This window comes from Bradyrhizobium sp. USDA 241 (assembly GCF_049739505.1).
In the GTDB taxonomy this organism is placed as follows: Bacteria; Pseudomonadota; Alphaproteobacteria; order Rhizobiales; family Xanthobacteraceae; genus Bradyrhizobium; species Bradyrhizobium liaoningense.
Window position 1 is genome coordinate 1,357,522 of record NZ_JBMGPZ010000004.1, and the last position, 16,651, is coordinate 1,374,172.

Genomic DNA, 16,651 nt, shown 5'->3' on the forward strand with positions numbered 1-16,651 from the left:
ATCCATCTCGCCATCACGACCCTCACGAGGCCACCGCGCAGTTCGCTGGCGCGGGCATTGAACTGGTCAGCCCCGGCGCCAGTAGCAGCTCACACGCGGCACGATCACGGTGCCGCTCGGCCGGTACTCCTGCACATAGGTGGCGTTGCACACGCGGACTGCGTCGGGACCCGGATTGTAGCGGGGATAGACACCGTCCGGGCTGTAATAGGGCGTGACACGCAAGCGCGCCGGGGGCCGCTTGCGTGGCGGGGGAACGTCGTCGGGCGGAGCCGCCTGGGCGAGGCGAATCCCGGGACTGGCGGTCTGGGCTTCCGCGCCGACGCAAAACTGCGAAAACAACCCCATGCACAGTAGAGTCAGCGCTGTTTTCGCTCGCATTTTTCCGCCCACCTGAAACGTCCCATCGACGGCCCCACGCTCCCCGTTTTGGCGGCGCCCGTCAACCTCGCCGCGCTTATAAAGCCAGATGCATCGCCGCGGAACCCGCGCCGGAGCCGTTCCGATGGAATCGGAACAGGATCCGGATTCTATTTGACGCGTCCTCTTCACGCGAAACCGGTATCCACTTCGCTCGAAAACGCTTTAGAAGAAGCCCATGTGGACGGAATTGAAAGCGCCCTCGCTGGCCGAGATGGAAGCGATGGCTCACGAGGTATTCGAGCGCCTGCCGGCGTCGTTTCGCAAGCTCTGCGGCGTGATCGTCCGCGTCGACGACTTCCCGACCGAGGAGGTCCTGGACGAGATGGGGTGCGAGAGCGAGTTCGACCTGCTCGGGCTGTTCCAGGGCGTCGGCCTGCCGCAGCAGAGTTTTGGCGACGTGGCGCGGCTGCCGAACATGGTCTGGCTCTACCGCCGGCCGATCCTGGATTACTGGGCCGAGCACGACGAAAGCCTCGGCCATATCGTCCGCCACGTCCTGATCCACGAGATCGGCCACCATTTTGGCCTCTCCGACGACGATATGGCGGCGATCGAGGCCAAGGCGGAGTAGGAAGCGTCGAGGGAGGTGTGCTCCCTCCCCCGCTTGCGGGGGAGGGTTGGGGAGAGGGTGTTTCCGCAACGGGACAATCCCCCAGAGGAGAGAACCCTCACCCGCGCCTCCGGCGCGACCTCTCCCGCAAAGCGGGAGAGGTGAAGTCCCGATGCCGCACCAACCCCGGCTCAATCGCAGGCAAGAGAGGTAAGGCAGATCTGCCCAATTCGGCCTAGGATTCCCGCCCCGATCGCGATAAATACCCGTTCCCCTAGACCCATCCGGGAAAGCGCAACCATGGACAAGTTCACCTCGCTGGAAGGCGTCGCGGCGCCGCTGAAGATCATCAATGTCGACACCGACATGATCATTCCGAAGCAGTACCTCAAGACCATCAAGCGCACCGGCCTTGGCAAGGGGCTCTTCTCCGAGCAGCGCTACAAGGATGACGGCAGCGAGAACCCGGACTTCGTTCTCAACCAGCCCGCCTATCGCAACGCCAAGATCCTGGTCGCCGGCGACAATTTCGGCTGCGGCTCGAGCCGCGAGCACGCGCCCTGGGCGCTGCTCGACTTCGGCATCCGCTGCGTCATCTCGACCTCGTTCGGCGACATCTTCTACAACAACTGCTTCAAGAACGGCATTCTGCCGATCCGCGTCAGCCAGGAAGACCTCGACAAGCTGTTCGACGACGCCGAGCGCGGCGCCAACGCGACGCTGACGATCGACCTGCCGAACCAGGAGATCCGCGGCCCCGACGGCGGCAAGGTCAAGTTCGAGATCGATCCGTTCCGCAAGCACTGCCTGATCAACGGTCTCGACGACATCGGTCTCACCATGGAGAAGAAGGCCTCGATCGACAGCTACGAGGAGAAGCTCAAGCGCGAACGCGCCTGGGCCTGACCTCATATTATTTGAGCATGATCTTTCCGGAAAACCGCTGCGCACTTTTCCGGATCGTGCTCTAGTTTTCGTTCGAGCCCCGGTGCGTCATCCGCGCCGGGCCTTTTTCTTTGCTCCGGTTATCCCGTATAGCTTTTCCTCATGCTCCCCGAGATCGTCACCTTCTGGCATGGCCCGATGGATGCGCTGCGCCAGACCTGTCTGCGCTCGCAGCTCGCTGCCGGCCACAAGATCACGGTCTACAGCTTCGACACCATTCCCGGCCTGCCCGCAGGGATCGCGAATGCGGATGCCGAGGCGATCCTGCCGCACGCCTTCTCCGAACGGCTGCGGCCGCCGCAGCCGGACGGCAGCTGGCGCGACTGGACCACGCTGCAGTTCAGCGACTTCTTCCGCATGAAGCTGATGGCGAAAGGCCTCGGCCTCTGGCTCGATGCCGACGTGCTGCTCTTGAAGCCCATCGAGATCGATCCGGCAAAGCCCTACTTCGCCTGGGAGCGGCGGCGCCAGCTCGGCAATTCCGTGATCTATCTTCCACCCGGGCACGGCATCGTGCGCGCGTTCGAGGATCTGATGGAGCAGGAGGAGCTGACGCCGAACTGGCTGTCGCTGCGCCATCGCATCACCTTCATCATGCGCCGCCTGCGCGGCGCCTCGAGCCGCCTCTCGGATATTCGCGTCGCGATCTACGGCCCTGCCGCGCTGACCGCGCTCGCGCGCCGCACCGGTGAATTGCAGAACGCACTCCCGAAGCAGTCGTTCTATGCCGTGCATGCCGAGCCGAAACTTTTCTTCGACCCCTCGAGCTATCTCGGTCTCGTCACCAGCCCCGAGATCATCGGCCTGCACATCTCGCCCAAGGGCCGCGGCGGCGAAAAGCCGATTCCGGGCAGCCTGTATGCCTGGGCTGCGGAGCGGTTTGCGTAGCTCTCCCCGCGTGCCCCGGACGCGGCGCATCGTGCAACGCTGCACCGCAGAGCCGGACCCAGCAAAGTGGCGAGATGGGCCCCGGCTCAGCGGCGCACCACTGCGTGCTGCGCCGCGTCCGGGGCACGAGACCTGCTTTGCGTGACCATTCCCAGTTTGATCCAGCGCAACGCGCTCCTGCACCATTGTGCTTAGTTCGCTCCAATTCCGACGTCCGAATGGAGCGTTCCATGAGCACCGCAAGCAAGCCTTATCCCATCGTTCAGGACCTCATCGAGTCCTTTGCGAGCTGGCTGAAGCATCGCCGCGAGATGAACGAGATGCGGCAGCTCGACCGCGCCGATTTCGACCGGATCGCGAATGATCTCAGGATCGCGCCCGACGATCTCGAAGAGCTGGTCCGTCACGGCCGGCACGCCGCCGACGAACTTCCGAAGATGCTGGAGCAGCTCGGCATCAGCGCGGAACGGCTCGGGCAGGCGCAGCCCCTGCTGCTGCGCGACATGGAGCGGACCTGCTCGCTCTGCGGTCACAAGGGACAGTGCGACCGCGATCTCGCCGAGGGCACCGCCGCGGAGAACTATCACGGCTATTGCGCCAACGCCTCGACGCTGGAGTCGCTCGATCGCGCCGACCTCGCGCCGCGCTGAGTCGCGGGGGCTGGACCGACGAATGAGATTTTCGGCGAGAACGGGCCATCGGCCTGACGCATGCTCCTGCGGGCGCAAACCTCGCGCCGGACGTTGTCACGGACTATGCTGGATAGGTATGCTGTCGCGTATACTGGCTCGAACGATACCGCATGACCAATTCCGCGAAGACCGGGACGAGGAAGCGACGGTGGCCTTTCGTGCTGGCCTTTGTTGTGCTCGTCTATCTAGCCCTCGCATATGTTCTGGTGCCCACCCTGTGGATTCACCACGAACACGAAGCGGGGCTCGCTTCGTTGCCGATGCTCACCAGGACATCGGACGATATCCCTGGTGACCCTCTGAACGTTGGACTTGTTGGCGAGGGCGGAGATGTCGTCCGCGCCATGAACGCGGCGGGATGGTCTGCGGCCGACGCCGTGACGCTGCGATCAAGCATCGAGATCGTCGGGAGTGTGGTACTGGATCGACCGTATCGCGACCCCGTGGGTCGGTCAAAATCCCCCGGGTATGGTCACTTGAAACTCCCCCACCTGATGATCGCCGTCAGCGCCGCTGAACAGCAGTAGCCGGTCAGGCAGGACGTTTATGTTCGACCCCTTTAGCCAGCAAGGGGCCGGGGAGTTGAACGTCTTGAAGCGACATCTGCAAAGCACCGTACTTACATTACTTGATCGCAACACCAGCCAGCGCGAGATTCACCGGCTAACGGGTGTCGATCGCAAGACGATCCGGCGTTATCAGGCGCTGCGGGCCGGTGCGGAGGCAAATTCCCCCGGGGAAGTGACCACCGGCTCGGTGAGCGCGGACGGCCAAATTCCTCCACCCCGACCACCGGCTTTTGGGACATCGGAAGCGACGGTCACCAGCAGCCTGGCCCGTTCGGCTTGCGAAGCGCATCGGACGTGGATCGAAGAACAGGTCCGGCTGAAGCGGAACGCGCAGGCGATTTACCAGGACCTGGTTGATCAATTTGGCTTTCCGTCCAGCTACCAGAGTGTCAAGCGGTTTGTGCGCCGGTTGCGGCACGCTGATCCTGAGCAGTTTGATCGTCTTGAGTTCCTCCCCGGCGAGGAAGCTCAGGTCGACTATGGCGAGGGCGCGCCGACGGTTGATCCGAAGAGCGGGCGGTACCGTCGTCCCCGCCTGTTCGTGATGACGCTACGCTACTCGCGGCGCAGCTTCCGGCGGGTAGTCTGGAAGTCCAGCCAACAAGTCTGGGCGCAGCTCCACGAAGAGGCGTTCCGGTATTTTGGCGGGGTCCCCAGCTATGTCGTGCTCGACAACCTGAAGGAAGGCGTCCTCAAGCCGGATTTGTACGAGCCCCAGCTCAACCCGATTTACAGCGCGATGCTGGCTCATTACGCCGTGGTCGCCGATCCCGCGCGCGTGGCCGATCCAAATCGGAAAGGATGCGTCGAGAATGCGATTCAACATACCCAGGGCACTGCGCTGGCCGGACGGCGCTTCGAGACGCTGGAGGCGCAAAACGAGTTCTTGAGGCACTGGGAGGAGAACTGGGCTTCCAAACGCATCCACGGCAGCACGCGCCGTCAGGTCGAGGCGATGTTCCAGGAAGAGAAGCCGCACCTGCGGCCGCTGCCTGTCGCTCCCTTCCGCATCTTCACCGAAGTCGTCCGGACTGTCTGCGACGACACCACCGTACGCGTCGACAACAGCTATTACGCCGCGCGGCCCGCGCCGATCGGCAGCCAGGTCGTCGTGCGCATCTACACCACCACGATCGAGATCCGTGATCGCCACACCCGTGCGCTGCTGCGTGTTCATTCCCGGATGGCGCACCCCGGTTCTGTCGTCCTGCCGACCAGCGAACGGCCGTTCAACCCGTCGCGGCAAACCGCCGTGCTGCTGGCGAGCGCCGAGCGCATCGGACCGCAGACCAGGGCCTTGTGCCAGCAGGTGTTCGACACCGAAGGGCGCCCCGGACAGCGCGCGATGTGGGGCATTGTCGGGCTGGGCCGGAAGTATCCGGCGCGGCTGGTCGAGCAGGCCTGCGCGCACGCCATCGACAACCGCATCTACCGCTACAAGCACGTGCGTGCGACCGTCGAGCGGTTGTTCGAACAGGCGATCGAGCAGGTTGGAGTGACGCCACAGCCGGCATCGCCGCTCACCCAGGATCATCCGCTGATCCGTACCCCCGCGGAATACGGCGACCTCTTCAGCCGCGCTGTGCGGCGCGACGCCGACGACAATGGTCGGCAGGCCGAGGCTCACGACGATCACGCCACGGCAATCCGCGCTCGTGTCGCCTGCGCAACCCCGGCCAACTCCGGCGCCACGAGCGCTCCCGCGGCACCTTCTCACCTTAAACTGGAGACCTAGCCACATGATGACCATGCCGGAAATTGAGCGTTGCCTACGACAGCTGCGCCTGTCGGGTGTCCGCGACACGCTGCAGACGCGCGTGCTCCAGGCGCAGGGCGCCAACCAGCCCTTCCTCGAGACCTTCTCCCTTATCCTGCAGGATGAACTGGACCGTCGTCAGTCCCGTCTTATCGAGCGGCGATACCAGCAATCCGGGCTCGACGAAAAGCTGACGCTCGCCGAGTTCGACTGGTCCTTCAATCCCAAACTGCCACGTCAGACCTGCTTCCAGCTCCACACCCTGGCGTTCATTGCCGCTGGCGAGAACGCTCTGCTTGTTGGCAAACCTGGCACCGGGAAGTCGCACATCGCCAAGGCGATTGCCTATCAGGCGATCCTGCAAAGCCACAAGGTCCAGTATCTTGAGACCGACGACTTCTTCCACCGCTACGCCCTGAACTCTCCGGCACAACGCGAGGTCCGGCTGCGAACCATCATCGACTGCGATCTCCTCGTGCTGGACGATCTATTCCTCGCACGCGCCATCCCCGACGACGCCGGCACTTTGCTGCAGACCCTGATCCATCAGCGTTACAAACTGCGCCGCAGCGTCATCGTCACCTCCAATCGCGTCGTGCAGGATTGGGGGGCATACCTTGGGGACAACACTATGAGCACGACGATCCTCGATCGCCTTATGCATCATTGCCATCTGCTTGAGTTCGACGGACGCAGCTATCGGCTCAAAGAAGCCGCTGAAGCTCTTGCCCGGGAAACAAACTCAAACTAACAGTCCCTTGTCCTGCCTCGCGGGTGGAGGAATTTGACTGACCACACCCGGAGGAATTTGAAGTGACCCGCGGGGGCGACGCGCCCGTCAGCCCGCTCTACTATCTGGGAAAGAAGGAGCAATACGCGTTCGAGAAGCCTGCAGGGAAAAGTGCAGACCGGCGGAATCACGTTCGGTTCTGGAAGGCCCTCGAAAAGGGTGATGACGGTCGACCAGTCTGGCTCGGTTCGGCAACTTTCGACCGAGGCGTCGGGCTGAGCCACGATACGGGACAGGTCACCCATCACATCGCGGCCAACATCGATGCCGAGCGGGATCTCCTGATGGCCGACCTGCGAGCGGCCCGCGTCGTCAGCAGTTTCTTTCAGATCTCCGGCATAGGCCCCACTCTGTTCGGCCGAAACGGTGGCGGCGACCCCTACTATACGGATGGCGAGATCCACGTCGCCGTCCTGGTGCCGGGAGCGGCGAGCGGACCAGCCGATCCGCAGACCATTCCACCGCCCTCATTCATCGCTCTCAAGGATGCCATATGGCACGGCATCGCTCGCCAAGCCGAAACGACGCCCTAGCCCTTGCTCATTCCTGCAGGCACTTCGGTAAAGCTCCGGCTTAATTCTACCAAGGCCGGCGTCACTTGCCGGCCACGAAATAAAAATCCTGCCGTCCGGAGATCGAGCCGTAGCTGAACGGTTTTTGCCTGCGGCCGGTCGCTTCCATGACATCGTCGCGAACGAAATCGAACAGCCTGCGGACTTCGAGGCCCGGCGTCGGAAGATTCTTGACGAAGGCCGTCGCGAACGGACTGTTGATCCCGTCACCGTCGAGCGCGGTCTCGCCGTCCTTGGCGGCATAGACCACCAGCGTGCCGGCCTCCGGCTCGACCGGGGCGAGGCCTCGCGACACGGAACGCGACGCCACCGTCATCGTGCGTTTCATCTGGGCCGCGAACGGATTGTCGCGGCAGGCATCGAGGATGACGAGACGCAGCTTCCTGGCGCGCTCTGCCGCATTGAGAACCTGATCGACCGGCACGGCTTCGAATCCGATCTCGCGATCCGCCGCGATCCTCGCGTCGGTCGGAATGAGATAATTGACGCCGCTGACCTCCATGCCGTGTCCGGCATAGTACACGACCGCCCAATCCGCCGTTTCCGCACGTGCAGCGAACTCGCGCAAGGCATTCACCAACGCATCCTTGCGGAGATTGGTCAGCAGAGTGACTGCTTCGAACCCGGTGAGCCTCAGCACGTCAGCGACGAGGCTTGCGTCGCGGACGGGGTTCGGCAGGGCGGCGACGTTTTCATAAGCCGAGTTGCCGATGATAAGGGCGATACGGCGATCACCGTTCGCAACCCCGGGCGCCACGACAGCCGGAGGGACGCCCGCTTTCTCGACCAGGATCGTAGCTGGCCGCGGCGGCGGCAGCGCGGAGAGTCGCTCACGCGCCTTGTCCAGAGCCCATCTTGTGGCGCTCCGGGTCAGTCCGAGCGTGGCGTTGAAATCGGCTCTTGCCTTGGCGAAATCTCCGCGCTTCTCGTGGGCCAGCCCGCGGTTGACATACGCGTTCGCATAGGTGGGATCCACGCGTATCGTTTCAGTGTAGTCTGCGATGGCGCGGTCCGTGTCGCCCTTGTTGCCGTAGGCGTTGCCGCGATTGAAATACGCGTTTGCATTCGTCGGCTGCAGGCGCACTGCTTCGGTGTAGTCGGCAATGGCCCGATCGGTGTTGCCCTTGTTGCTGTAGGCGTTGCCTCGGTTGTAGTACGCGTTGGCATAGGCCGGATCGAGCCGGATCGTCGCCGTGTAGTCAGCGATGGCCCGGTCCGTGTCGCCTTTGCTGCTGTAACCGTTGCCCCGGTTGTAATACGCATTCGCATGCGCCGGATCGAGCCGGATCGTCGCCGTGTAGTCGGCTATGGCGCGATCCGTATCGCCCCTGGCGGCGTAAGCATTCCCTCGGTTGTAGTACGCATTCGCGTCCTTGGGATCTCGCCGTATTTGCTCGGAGGCGGCGGCAATGGCCGGGTTCGCGTCGCCTTTGACGCGGTCAATAGCGGCCGCGGGGCCGGCGAGGATAAGGACTACAAAGCAACAGAATAATTTGCGAAGCATGCGAACGCCCACTCGCGATATTGGGACGGGAAGCAGTATTCAAACGACGCAAATCTATCGGAGCAACGAGCCGGACTGTGTGATCTAAATTACAGCTGGCGCACCAGGCCAGCGGCACTTGCGACCTATCGACACTGAAGGGAAATCGCTCCAGGCGGATATCCGGCGGAAGGAGCCTTCCTCAGCCCTTCCCCATCGCCGCGATCGCGTCCGCGATCTCGATCGTACGCCGGGCCATGTCGGCGTGCAGGCGCTCCACCATGGCGCCGTCGAGGCGGATCGCGCCGCGCGAGGCGTTCTCGGGCAGCTCGAACGCAGCGATGATCTTTCGGGCGCGCGCGACCTCCTCTTCGGGAGGCGTGAAGATCGCGTTGCAGGCGTCGATCTGCGATGGGTGGATCAGCGTCTTGCCGTCGAAGCCGAGATCGCGGGCTTGCGCGCATTCGGTGGCGAAGCCGTCGGAATTGGCGATGTCGCTATAGGGGCCGTCGAGGATTTCGAGGCCGTGGGCGCGCGTCGCCAGGATGCAGTGGGTGATCATCGGGATCATCGCGGCGCGGCCCGGCAGCATCCGGATGCGGGTCTCGCGCGAGATATCGTTCGGGCCGAACACGAAGCCGGAGAGGCGGCTCGATGGGTCGCGTCCGGCGGCGGCCAGCTCCTCGGCGTGCAGCACCGCGCGCGCGGTCTCGATCATGGCCCAGACCTTCACGGTCGGCGCGGCGCCGAGCTCGGCGAGGCGGCGGCCGATGGCGTCGAGATCCTCGACGCTTGAAACTTTTGGAACCAGGATGCCGTCCGGCGATGCCTTGGCGGCCATCGCGACGTCATCCGCCCACCAGGGGCTGTCGAGGCCGTTGGTCCGGATCAAAATCTCGCGCTTGCCAAAACCCTTGGCCGCGATCGCGGCGGCGATGCCGTCACGCGCCGCCGCCTTGGCCTCGGGAGCGACCGAGTCTTCCAGATCGAGGATCAGGCCGTCGGCGGCGAGATTGCGCGCCTTTTCCAGCGCGCGGGGGTTGGAGCCGGGCATGAACAGATGGCTTCGGCGCGGGCGGGTCATGCAAGCGTTCCTTCCTCGTCTGTCTTCCGACATCAGCCGATAGCACTTGGCCTGCCCATTCGAAAGGCTTGTTCACCCCAGCGGTCTATGATTAGGCATAGGTATGATGACATTCCCGAAGCATTTGCTGGAAGGCTACAAGGCCTTCGCCACCCAGCGGCTGCCGACCGAGCAGACCCGCTATCGCGAGCTGTCGGTGAAGGGGCAGTCGCCGGAAGTGATGGTGATCGGCTGCTGCGACAGCCGCGTCTCGCCGGAGGTGATCTTCGACGTCGGCCCCGGCGAATTGTTCGTCGTCCGCAACATCGCCAACCTCGTGCCGGTGTATCAGCCCGACGGCACCGCCCACGGCGTCTCGGCGGCGCTGGAATATGCCGTGACGGTGCTGAAGGTGAAGCACATCGTGGTGCTTGGCCACGCGCAATGCGGCGGCATCCGCGCCTTCGTCGACAAGATTGAGCCGCTTACGCCCGGCGACTTCATCGGCAAATGGATGCAGATGTTCATCAAGCCGGGCGAAGTGGTCGAGCAGCGCGAGCACGAGAGCATGGCGCAGTTCGTCGAGCGCATCGAGAAGGCCGCCGTGTTCCGCAGCCTGGAAAACCTGATGACGTTCCCGTTCGTACGCAAGGCCGTGGAGAGCGGCCAGATGCAGACGCATGGCGCCTATTTCGGCGTCTCGGAGGGCTCGCTGTTCGTGCTGGACAAGGCGACGAAGGAATTCAAGAACGCACGGAGCGTGGCGTAGGCGACCGCTCTCGTAGGGTGGGCAAAGCGAAGCGTGCCCACCACCTGTCGCAATCGGAAAGAATGGTGGGCACGGCGCGCGAAGAGCGCGCCTTTGCCCACCCTACGGCATCTCGAAATTACGCCGCCTGCTTCTTCGCGCTGATCAGCTTGCGGTTGATCAGCACTTCGGCGATCTGGATCGCGTTGAGCGCGGCGCCCTTGCGTAAGTTATCGGACACGCACCAGAGCACGAGGCCGTTCTCCACCGTCGCGTCCTCGCGGATGCGGCTGATGTAAGTCGCGTCCTCGCCGGCCGCCTCATAGGGCGTGGCGTAGCCGCCGGGCTCCTGCTTGTCGATGACGAGACAGCCGGGCGCCCTGCGCAGGATCTCGCGGGCTTCGTCCGCGCTGATCGGATTCTCGAACTCGATGTTGACGGCCTCGGAGTGGCCGACGAACACGGGCACGCGCACGCAGGTCGCGGAGAGCTTGATCTTGGGATCAAGAATCTTCTTGGTCTCCATCATCATCTTCCACTCTTCCTTGGTGTAGCCGTCCTCCATGAAGACGTCGATGTGGGGGATGACGTTGAAGGCGATGCGCTTGGGGAATTTCTTCGCGACCAGCTCGTCATTGGTGTAGACGGCCTTGGTCTGCGAGAACAGTTCGTCCATCGCGTCCTTGCCGGCGCCCGACACCGATTGATAGGTGGAGACCACGACGCGCTTGATCGTGGCCTTGTCGTGCAGCGGCTTGAGCGCGACCACGAGCTGCGCGGTCGAGCAGTTCGGGTTGGCGATGATGTTCTTCTTCTTGAAGCCTTCGGTCGCAGCCGCGTTCACTTCCGGCACGATCAGCGGCACGTCCGGATCCATGCGCCAGGCCGAGGAATTGTCGATCACCACCGTGCCGGCGGCGCCGATCTTCGGCGACCATTCCTTCGACACCGCGCCGCCCGCCGACATCAGGCAGATGTCGACGTCGGAGAAGTCGTAATGCTCGAGCGCTTTGACCTTCAGGGTACGGTCGCCATAGGAGACCTCGACGCCGACGCTGCGGCGCGAGGCCAGGGCCACGACCTCGTCCGCGGGGAATTTGCGCTCATCCAGGATGTTGAGCATTTCCCGTCCGACATTGCCGGTCGCGCCGACGACTGCGACTTTGTAACCCATCGTTCACTCTCCGATGAAAAAGCCCGTTCCTGAAGCTGACGCTTAAACAGGAAGAGCAGCGCTTCTATGCGAGAACCGGCCTCAAGACAACGTGGGACCATGCCTGAAGGCCGTGGATGCAGTCGCCTGAGGCCAGCACGGCCGTTAGCCCTACCCGGACCACCATCCAGCTGGCGCTGCTCGCCTTCGCCGACGAGGTCGTCGGCACGCTGGCGCGCCTGTTCGCCTATGTGGGGACGCTCGCGCTGTTTGCCATCCTCGCCCTCGCAGCGCTGGGCCAGCTGCCCGATCTGCGCGGCGACGCGCCGGCCGGGAAACCGGGCTGGAGCGTGGCTGACCGTTCGCACCCGGCCTTCGCCGTCAGCCGACGCGATTCCTCCGATAAAACAGCGTCTTATACCATCCTGAGGCACCCCGAAGGCGGCCGCAGGGACGTGCTGCGCTGGACCGATGACGCGGGCAGGCCCGTGGCCGAGCTCGAAATCTACCGCGAAGGCACCGAATTCGACGTGACGCGTCCGGCGACCTCGGATCTCGCCGCCCGAATGGGCTTGGGCGCGGCCACCACGCTCGAGCAGGCCGGCCTGATCGACACCAAATTCGGCCCCGTCGCCCTGTTCCGGCCAACCGGCACAATGGAGGGCGCACAGGCTTGCCTCGGTTACCTCAAGCGCAGTGAGGAGCCGGCGCTGCAGATCTCCGGTTTCTCCTGCCAGGGCGACAGCCTGCCCGCCCGGCGCGCGGCGATCGCCTGCACGCTGAACCGGCTGACGCTGCTGGCCTCGGGCAACGAGCCCAGGCTGGCGGAATTGTTCGCCCATGCGGAGCTGAAGCGCCGCGGCTGCGACCCCGCGGGCCCGGCGGACTGGCTGCTCGGCGCCGCGAACGCGCAATTGCGCGGAGCGCTTTGATCAGCATCAAGCTCAAGTGGCTGGTTTGCATGCAACTTTTGCCGGTGCGCACGATTATTCCCCGCCGGTGTGACCCAATTGACCTAGTTGCGGTCACCCCCGCCGGGCTAGTATGCGGTGAAATCGACTGGCGGCGTGCCGCCTGAAGGGGACGTGATGAGCTCGAAATTTTCTGCCGCGAACAAACTGGCGACATTGCTTGCGGCGGGCGCCGCAATTGCCATCGCGTTCGCGACTCCGGCCTCGGCCGACACCAAGACCAAGCGCAACTATGACGAGCGCGGCCGCCCCTATTACGGCCCGAGCGGCCCCAACGCGGTTTATCAGCAGGGCCGCACCCGCATCTATGTGAGCAAGCGTTCCTGGCTGGACGGCGGTACCGAGGTCAATCCGGGCGACCGCAAGTTCACCGACTACGCCTTCCCGCCGGCCGTTGGCTATCCGTCCTTCGCCCGCGAGAACCTGAATCGCCCGATCGACCGGCAGCCGCTCTCGCCGCCGCAGGATGTCGGCGGCTATCCGCAGAACTTCCCGCTGTACTGAGCGGACGCAAGGCGACCCGAATCAAGATGGCCGGGCTCACGCCCGGCCATTTTTGTTTGGTTCGCGATGCCGCCCTAAAGCGCGATGCGATTAGGATGAATCGTCATCGCGCTTTAGGTTGTTGTTTAAGCATGATCTTTTCGGAAAACCGCTGCGCACTTTTCCGGATCATGCTTTAGGATTCCGCGGCTGAAGCAAATGCCGGATCGTAACGCCCGCAAAATTCTTCGATCGCCTCGGAGCGGAAATCGCCGAGGCGCTCGAAGATGAGCGCATCCGGCCAATCCCACCAGGCGATCCGGCGCAGGCTTGCCGCGACGGACTCGGCAAAGCGCCTGCGGATGGCACGCGCGGGAACGCCGCCGACGATGGTGTAGGGCTCGACATCACGGCTGACGACGGCGCCTGCAGCAATCACCGCGCCGTCGCCGACGCTCACGCCCGGCAGCAGGATGGCGGCGTGCCCGATCCAGACGTCATTGCCGACGACGACGCGGTCGCCGCGGCGTTCCGCGAAGAAGTCGCGGTCGCGCGTCGCGCTCGCCTCGTAATATTCGGGGCAATAGGTGAAGCGATGCTGGGACGGACGGCCCATCGGATGGTTCGGCGCGCCGATCCGCACCGAATTGGCGATGGCCGTGAACTTGCCGATGGCGGCGTCGGCGACGTCGCAATTCTCGCCGAGATAGGAATAGTCGCCGAGCGAGGCATATTCGATGCGCGTGTTGGCGAGCACCTCGCAACGGCGCCCGATCTGCGCCTCGCGCCGGCGCACCGTTTCATGGATGATGGTTTCCGCGATCTTGGGCGGGGTGAATCCATGAGGGAGCTCCGATGAAGTCGTAGCCCGGGTGAGCGTAGCGACACCCGGGGAACACTGCAGGCAAGGTCCCGGATGTCGCTTCGCTCATCCGGGCTACGATTGCGGCGCTTGTGGCTACGCGTGCAGCTTCTGCAATTCCTTCAGGATCGCTTCGCCCATCTGCGTGGTCGAGGCGGACGTGGTGCCTTCCGACTTGATGTCGGCGGTGCGCAGGCCGCTCGCCAGCACCGCGGCGATCGCGGCATCGACCTTGTCGGCGAGATCGCCCATGTCGAAGGAATAGCGCAGCGCCATGCCGAAGGACGAGATCATCGCGATGGGATTGGCGAGGCCCTTGCCGGCGATGTCGGGGGCCGAGCCGTGCACCGGCTCGTACAGCGCCTTGCGCTTCTTGCTCTTCACATCCACCTCGCCGAGCGAGGCCGAGGGCAGCATGCCGAGCGATCCCGTCAGCATCGCCGCGATGTCGGACAGCATGTCGCCGAACAGGTTGTCGGTGACGATGACGTCGAACTGCTTCGGCCATTTCACCAGCATCATGCCGCCGGAATCGGCGAGCTGATGCTCGAGCGTGACGTCGGGATATTCGCGCTTGTGGACCTGGGTCATGACCTCGTTCCAGAGCACGCCCGACTTCATGACGTTGCGCTTCTCCATCGACGTCACCTTGTTTTTGCGCTTCCTGGCAAGCTCGAAGGCGACGCGGCCGATGCGCTCGATCTCATAGGTGTCGTAGACCTGGGTATCGATGGCGCGCTTCTGGCCGTTGCCGAGATCGGTGATGGTCTTGGGCTCGCCGAAATAGACGCCGCCGGTGAGCTCGCGCACGATCATGATGTCGAGCCCCTCGACCGCCTCGCGCTTCAGGCTCGAGGCATCGGCCAGCGCCGGGTAGCACACGGCGGGACGCAGGTTGGCGAACAGGGCGAGATCCTTGCGCAGGCGGAGCAGGCCGGCTTCGGGGCGCACCTCGTACGGAACCGCATCCCATTTCGGGCCGCCGACCGCGCCGAAGATGACGGCGTCGGCGTCTTTCGCCTTGGCCATGTCGCCTTCGGAGATCGAGACCTTGTGGGCGTCATAGGCGGAGCCGCCGACGAGGCCGGTGTCGGTCTCGAACTTGGCGATGCCAGCCGCATTGAGCCAGTCGATCAGCCGCTTCACCTCGCCCATCACCTCGGGGCCGATACCGTCGCCGGGGAGCAGCAGCAGTTTGTGGGTCGCCATGGTCAGGTCCTTCTTGATCCTCTCTCGTCATTCCGGGACGCGCCCCTTGGCGCGGGCCCGGAATCCATAACCACCAGCTGGAGTTATGGATTCCGGGCTCGCGCTTCGCGCGCCCGGAATGACGGCCGGCCGGAGTGCTAGAGCGGCGTTGCGCGCTTGGCAAGACACCATTGCCGCCTCGCCGCTGTGCAAGACAGGCAGGGCCTGACACAGTGCTGGCGCCGGAGTACCCCTTGCACGCCCCTGACGGCCCCTCGCCCAACCCGCATCTTGCGCGGCTGATCCTGACCCTGTCGCTGGCTGCGACGGTCGGGCTCGGCATCGGCCGCTTTGCCTATGCGCTGGTGCTGCCCGACATGCGGGAGGACCTCGGCTGGTCCTATTCGGCCGCCGGTTTCATGAACACGATCAACGCCGTCGGCTATCTCGTGGGCGCGCTGGTGGCGTCCCGGCTGATCCAGCGCATCGGCTGGTCCGCGGCGATCCGCGGCGGGACCCTGGCCTGCCTCGCCGCGCTCGCGACGTGCGCGCTATCGGGCAATTTCGTTGCGCTGAGCCTCGCCCGTCTCGTGCTGGGCCTGGGCGCGGCGGTCGGCTTCGTCGCCGGCGGCGCGCTGGCCGCGACCATTGCCCAGTCGCGCCCGGAGCGGGCCAATTTCCTGCTGAGCCTGTTCTATGCCGGGCCCGGCGTCGGCATTCTCGCCTCCGGTCTGATCGCTCCGTTCACGCTGCAATATTTCGGACCGGGCTCGTGGTGGATCGTCTGGTGGGCGCTGACGCTGCTGTCCGTCGCGATGACGATCCCGCTGTTCCTGATCCGCATCGAGAGCGGCGTCCGCTTCTCGGAAGGCAGCCACGCCTCGTTCGCGATCCTCCCCGTGCTGATCTACCTCGCCGGCTATTTCCTGTTCGGCGCCGGTTACATCGCCTACATGACCTTCATGATCGCCTATGTGCGCGACGGCGGCGGCGGGGCCGCGGCGCAGGCCGCGTTCTGGAGCCTGATCGGGCTGAGCGCCTTCGTCACGCCCTGGGCCTGGCGCGGCGTGCTGGCGCTCGACCGCGGCGGGCTCGCCACCGCGATCATCCTCGGCACCAACGCGTTAGGCGCGGCCTTGCCGATCCTCGGGCATTCGCCGGCCTGGCTCGCGGTCTCGGCCGTCGTGTTCGGCGTCGCCTTCTTCGCCGTGGTCGGCTCGACCACCGCCTTCGTGCGCTTCAACTATCCACCCGAGGTGTGGCCGACCGCGATCGCCGCGATGACGATCTCGTTCGGCGTCGGCCAGACGCTCGGCCCGATCGCGGTGGGCGCGATCACGGATGCGCTGGGGAGCCTGAGCTACGCGCTGAATGTCTCGGCGGCGCTGCTGGCGCTGGGGGCGGTGGCGGCGCTGTGCCAAAGGAAGGTGGGGCCGGCCAAGCAATCGGTGCCGTAGGGTGGGCAAAGGCGCACAGCGCCGTGCCCACCGTCTTCACCGCGGATACAGTGTCGGT

General features: G+C 64.5%; 18 protein-coding genes. 12 read left to right on the top strand and 6 right to left on the bottom strand.

All coding sequences use genetic code 11. The features are described from left to right. Window positions 1-66: 66 nt before the first annotated feature. Window positions 67-348 carry a hypothetical protein gene (locus ABIF91_RS16225; protein ID WP_028181052.1) on the bottom strand — a complete coding sequence of 94 codons (282 nt, stop codon included), beginning with the start codon at window positions 346-348 and terminating at the stop codon, window positions 67-69. Window positions 349-598: 250 nt separating this feature from the next. Here ABIF91_RS16225 and ABIF91_RS16230 point away from each other — a divergent pair, with 250 nt between their 5' ends. From ABIF91_RS16230 to ABIF91_RS16265, 8 genes are all read left to right on the top strand, one after another. Next, on the top strand, window positions 599-994 hold the full coding sequence (locus ABIF91_RS16230) for a metallopeptidase family protein (protein ID WP_028181051.1): 396 nt from the start codon (window positions 599-601) through the stop codon (window positions 992-994). A 279-nt stretch (window positions 995-1,273) separates the two neighbouring features. Then, entirely contained in the window at window positions 1,274-1,879 is a 606-nt protein-coding gene (gene leuD, locus ABIF91_RS16235; protein WP_028181050.1) for a 3-isopropylmalate dehydratase small subunit, read from the top strand. Between the two features lie 141 nt (window positions 1,880-2,020). Continuing rightward, window positions 2,021-2,806: a hypothetical protein gene (locus ABIF91_RS16240; protein WP_028181049.1), complete on the top strand. Its 786-nt coding sequence runs from the start codon at window positions 2,021-2,023 to the stop codon at window positions 2,804-2,806. A gap of 230 nt (window positions 2,807-3,036) precedes the next feature. Then, entirely contained in the window at window positions 3,037-3,456 is a 420-nt protein-coding gene (locus ABIF91_RS16245; RefSeq protein WP_028181048.1) for a DUF6455 family protein, read from the top strand. Window positions 3,457-3,608: 152 nt separating this feature from the next. After that, window positions 3,609-4,025, top strand: a complete 417-nt coding sequence (locus ABIF91_RS16250; protein WP_424579242.1) for an LssY C-terminal domain-containing protein — start codon at window positions 3,609-3,611, stop codon at window positions 4,023-4,025. Window positions 4,026-4,044: 19 nt separating this feature from the next. Beyond that, a complete protein-coding gene (gene istA / locus ABIF91_RS16255) occupies window positions 4,045-5,802 on the top strand; it encodes an IS21-like element IS1631 family transposase (RefSeq protein WP_100214066.1) in 1,758 nt (585 codons plus the stop codon). A 4-nt stretch (window positions 5,803-5,806) separates the two neighbouring features. Continuing rightward, a complete protein-coding gene (gene istB, locus ABIF91_RS16260) occupies window positions 5,807-6,574 on the top strand; it encodes an IS21-like element IS1631 family helper ATPase IstB (protein WP_038952109.1) in 768 nt (255 codons plus the stop codon). Between the two features lie 62 nt (window positions 6,575-6,636). After that, window positions 6,637-7,146 carry an LssY C-terminal domain-containing protein gene (locus ABIF91_RS16265; RefSeq protein WP_424579243.1) on the top strand — a complete coding sequence of 170 codons (510 nt, stop codon included), beginning with the start codon at window positions 6,637-6,639 and terminating at the stop codon, window positions 7,144-7,146. A gap of 61 nt (window positions 7,147-7,207) precedes the next feature. Here ABIF91_RS16265 and ABIF91_RS16270 read toward each other — a convergent pair whose 3' ends face one another. Next, the gene (locus tag ABIF91_RS16270; protein ID WP_050995079.1) at window positions 7,208-8,689 is read right to left on the bottom strand and encodes a tetratricopeptide repeat protein; all 1,482 of its coding nucleotides are present in this window, start codon (window positions 8,687-8,689) and stop codon (window positions 7,208-7,210) included. A 181-nt stretch (window positions 8,690-8,870) separates the two neighbouring features. Then, window positions 8,871-9,752 carry an HpcH/HpaI aldolase/citrate lyase family protein gene (locus tag ABIF91_RS16275; RefSeq protein ID WP_028181588.1) on the bottom strand — a complete coding sequence of 294 codons (882 nt, stop codon included), beginning with the start codon at window positions 9,750-9,752 and terminating at the stop codon, window positions 8,871-8,873. Between the two features lie 103 nt (window positions 9,753-9,855). On the opposite strand from ABIF91_RS16275, the gene ABIF91_RS16280 reads away from it, so the two are divergent. Continuing rightward, window positions 9,856-10,500, top strand: a complete 645-nt coding sequence (locus ABIF91_RS16280; RefSeq protein WP_028181589.1) for a carbonic anhydrase — start codon at window positions 9,856-9,858, stop codon at window positions 10,498-10,500. A 118-nt stretch (window positions 10,501-10,618) separates the two neighbouring features. On the opposite strand, the gene ABIF91_RS16285 is transcribed toward ABIF91_RS16280, so the two are convergent. Then, window positions 10,619-11,653, bottom strand: a complete 1,035-nt coding sequence (locus ABIF91_RS16285) for an aspartate-semialdehyde dehydrogenase (RefSeq protein WP_028181590.1) — start codon at window positions 11,651-11,653, stop codon at window positions 10,619-10,621. A 116-nt stretch (window positions 11,654-11,769) separates the two neighbouring features. Here ABIF91_RS16285 and ABIF91_RS16290 point away from each other — a divergent pair, with 116 nt between their 5' ends. Together ABIF91_RS16290 and ABIF91_RS16295 are read left to right on the top strand one after the other, a co-directional pair. Continuing rightward, entirely contained in the window at window positions 11,770-12,564 is a 795-nt protein-coding gene (locus ABIF91_RS16290) for a hypothetical protein (protein ID WP_028181591.1), read from the top strand. Between the two features lie 156 nt (window positions 12,565-12,720). Beyond that, on the top strand, window positions 12,721-13,107 hold the full coding sequence (locus ABIF91_RS16295; protein ID WP_028181592.1) for a hypothetical protein: 387 nt from the start codon (window positions 12,721-12,723) through the stop codon (window positions 13,105-13,107). A gap of 175 nt (window positions 13,108-13,282) precedes the next feature. Here the strand turns inward: ABIF91_RS16295 and ABIF91_RS16300 are convergent, their stop codons facing one another. Next, window positions 13,283-13,909: a DapH/DapD/GlmU-related protein gene (locus tag ABIF91_RS16300; protein WP_028181593.1), complete on the bottom strand. Its 627-nt coding sequence runs from the start codon at window positions 13,907-13,909 to the stop codon at window positions 13,283-13,285. 135 nt (window positions 13,910-14,044) lie between these two features. Further along, window positions 14,045-15,157, bottom strand: a complete 1,113-nt coding sequence (leuB, locus tag ABIF91_RS16305) for a 3-isopropylmalate dehydrogenase (RefSeq protein WP_028181594.1) — start codon at window positions 15,155-15,157, stop codon at window positions 14,045-14,047. A 233-nt stretch (window positions 15,158-15,390) separates the two neighbouring features. Between leuB and ABIF91_RS16310 the strand changes: the two genes are divergently transcribed. Continuing rightward, window positions 15,391-16,593: a YbfB/YjiJ family MFS transporter gene (locus ABIF91_RS16310; RefSeq protein ID WP_028181595.1), complete on the top strand. Its 1,203-nt coding sequence runs from the start codon at window positions 15,391-15,393 to the stop codon at window positions 16,591-16,593. Window positions 16,594-16,651: the final 58 nt, after the last annotated feature.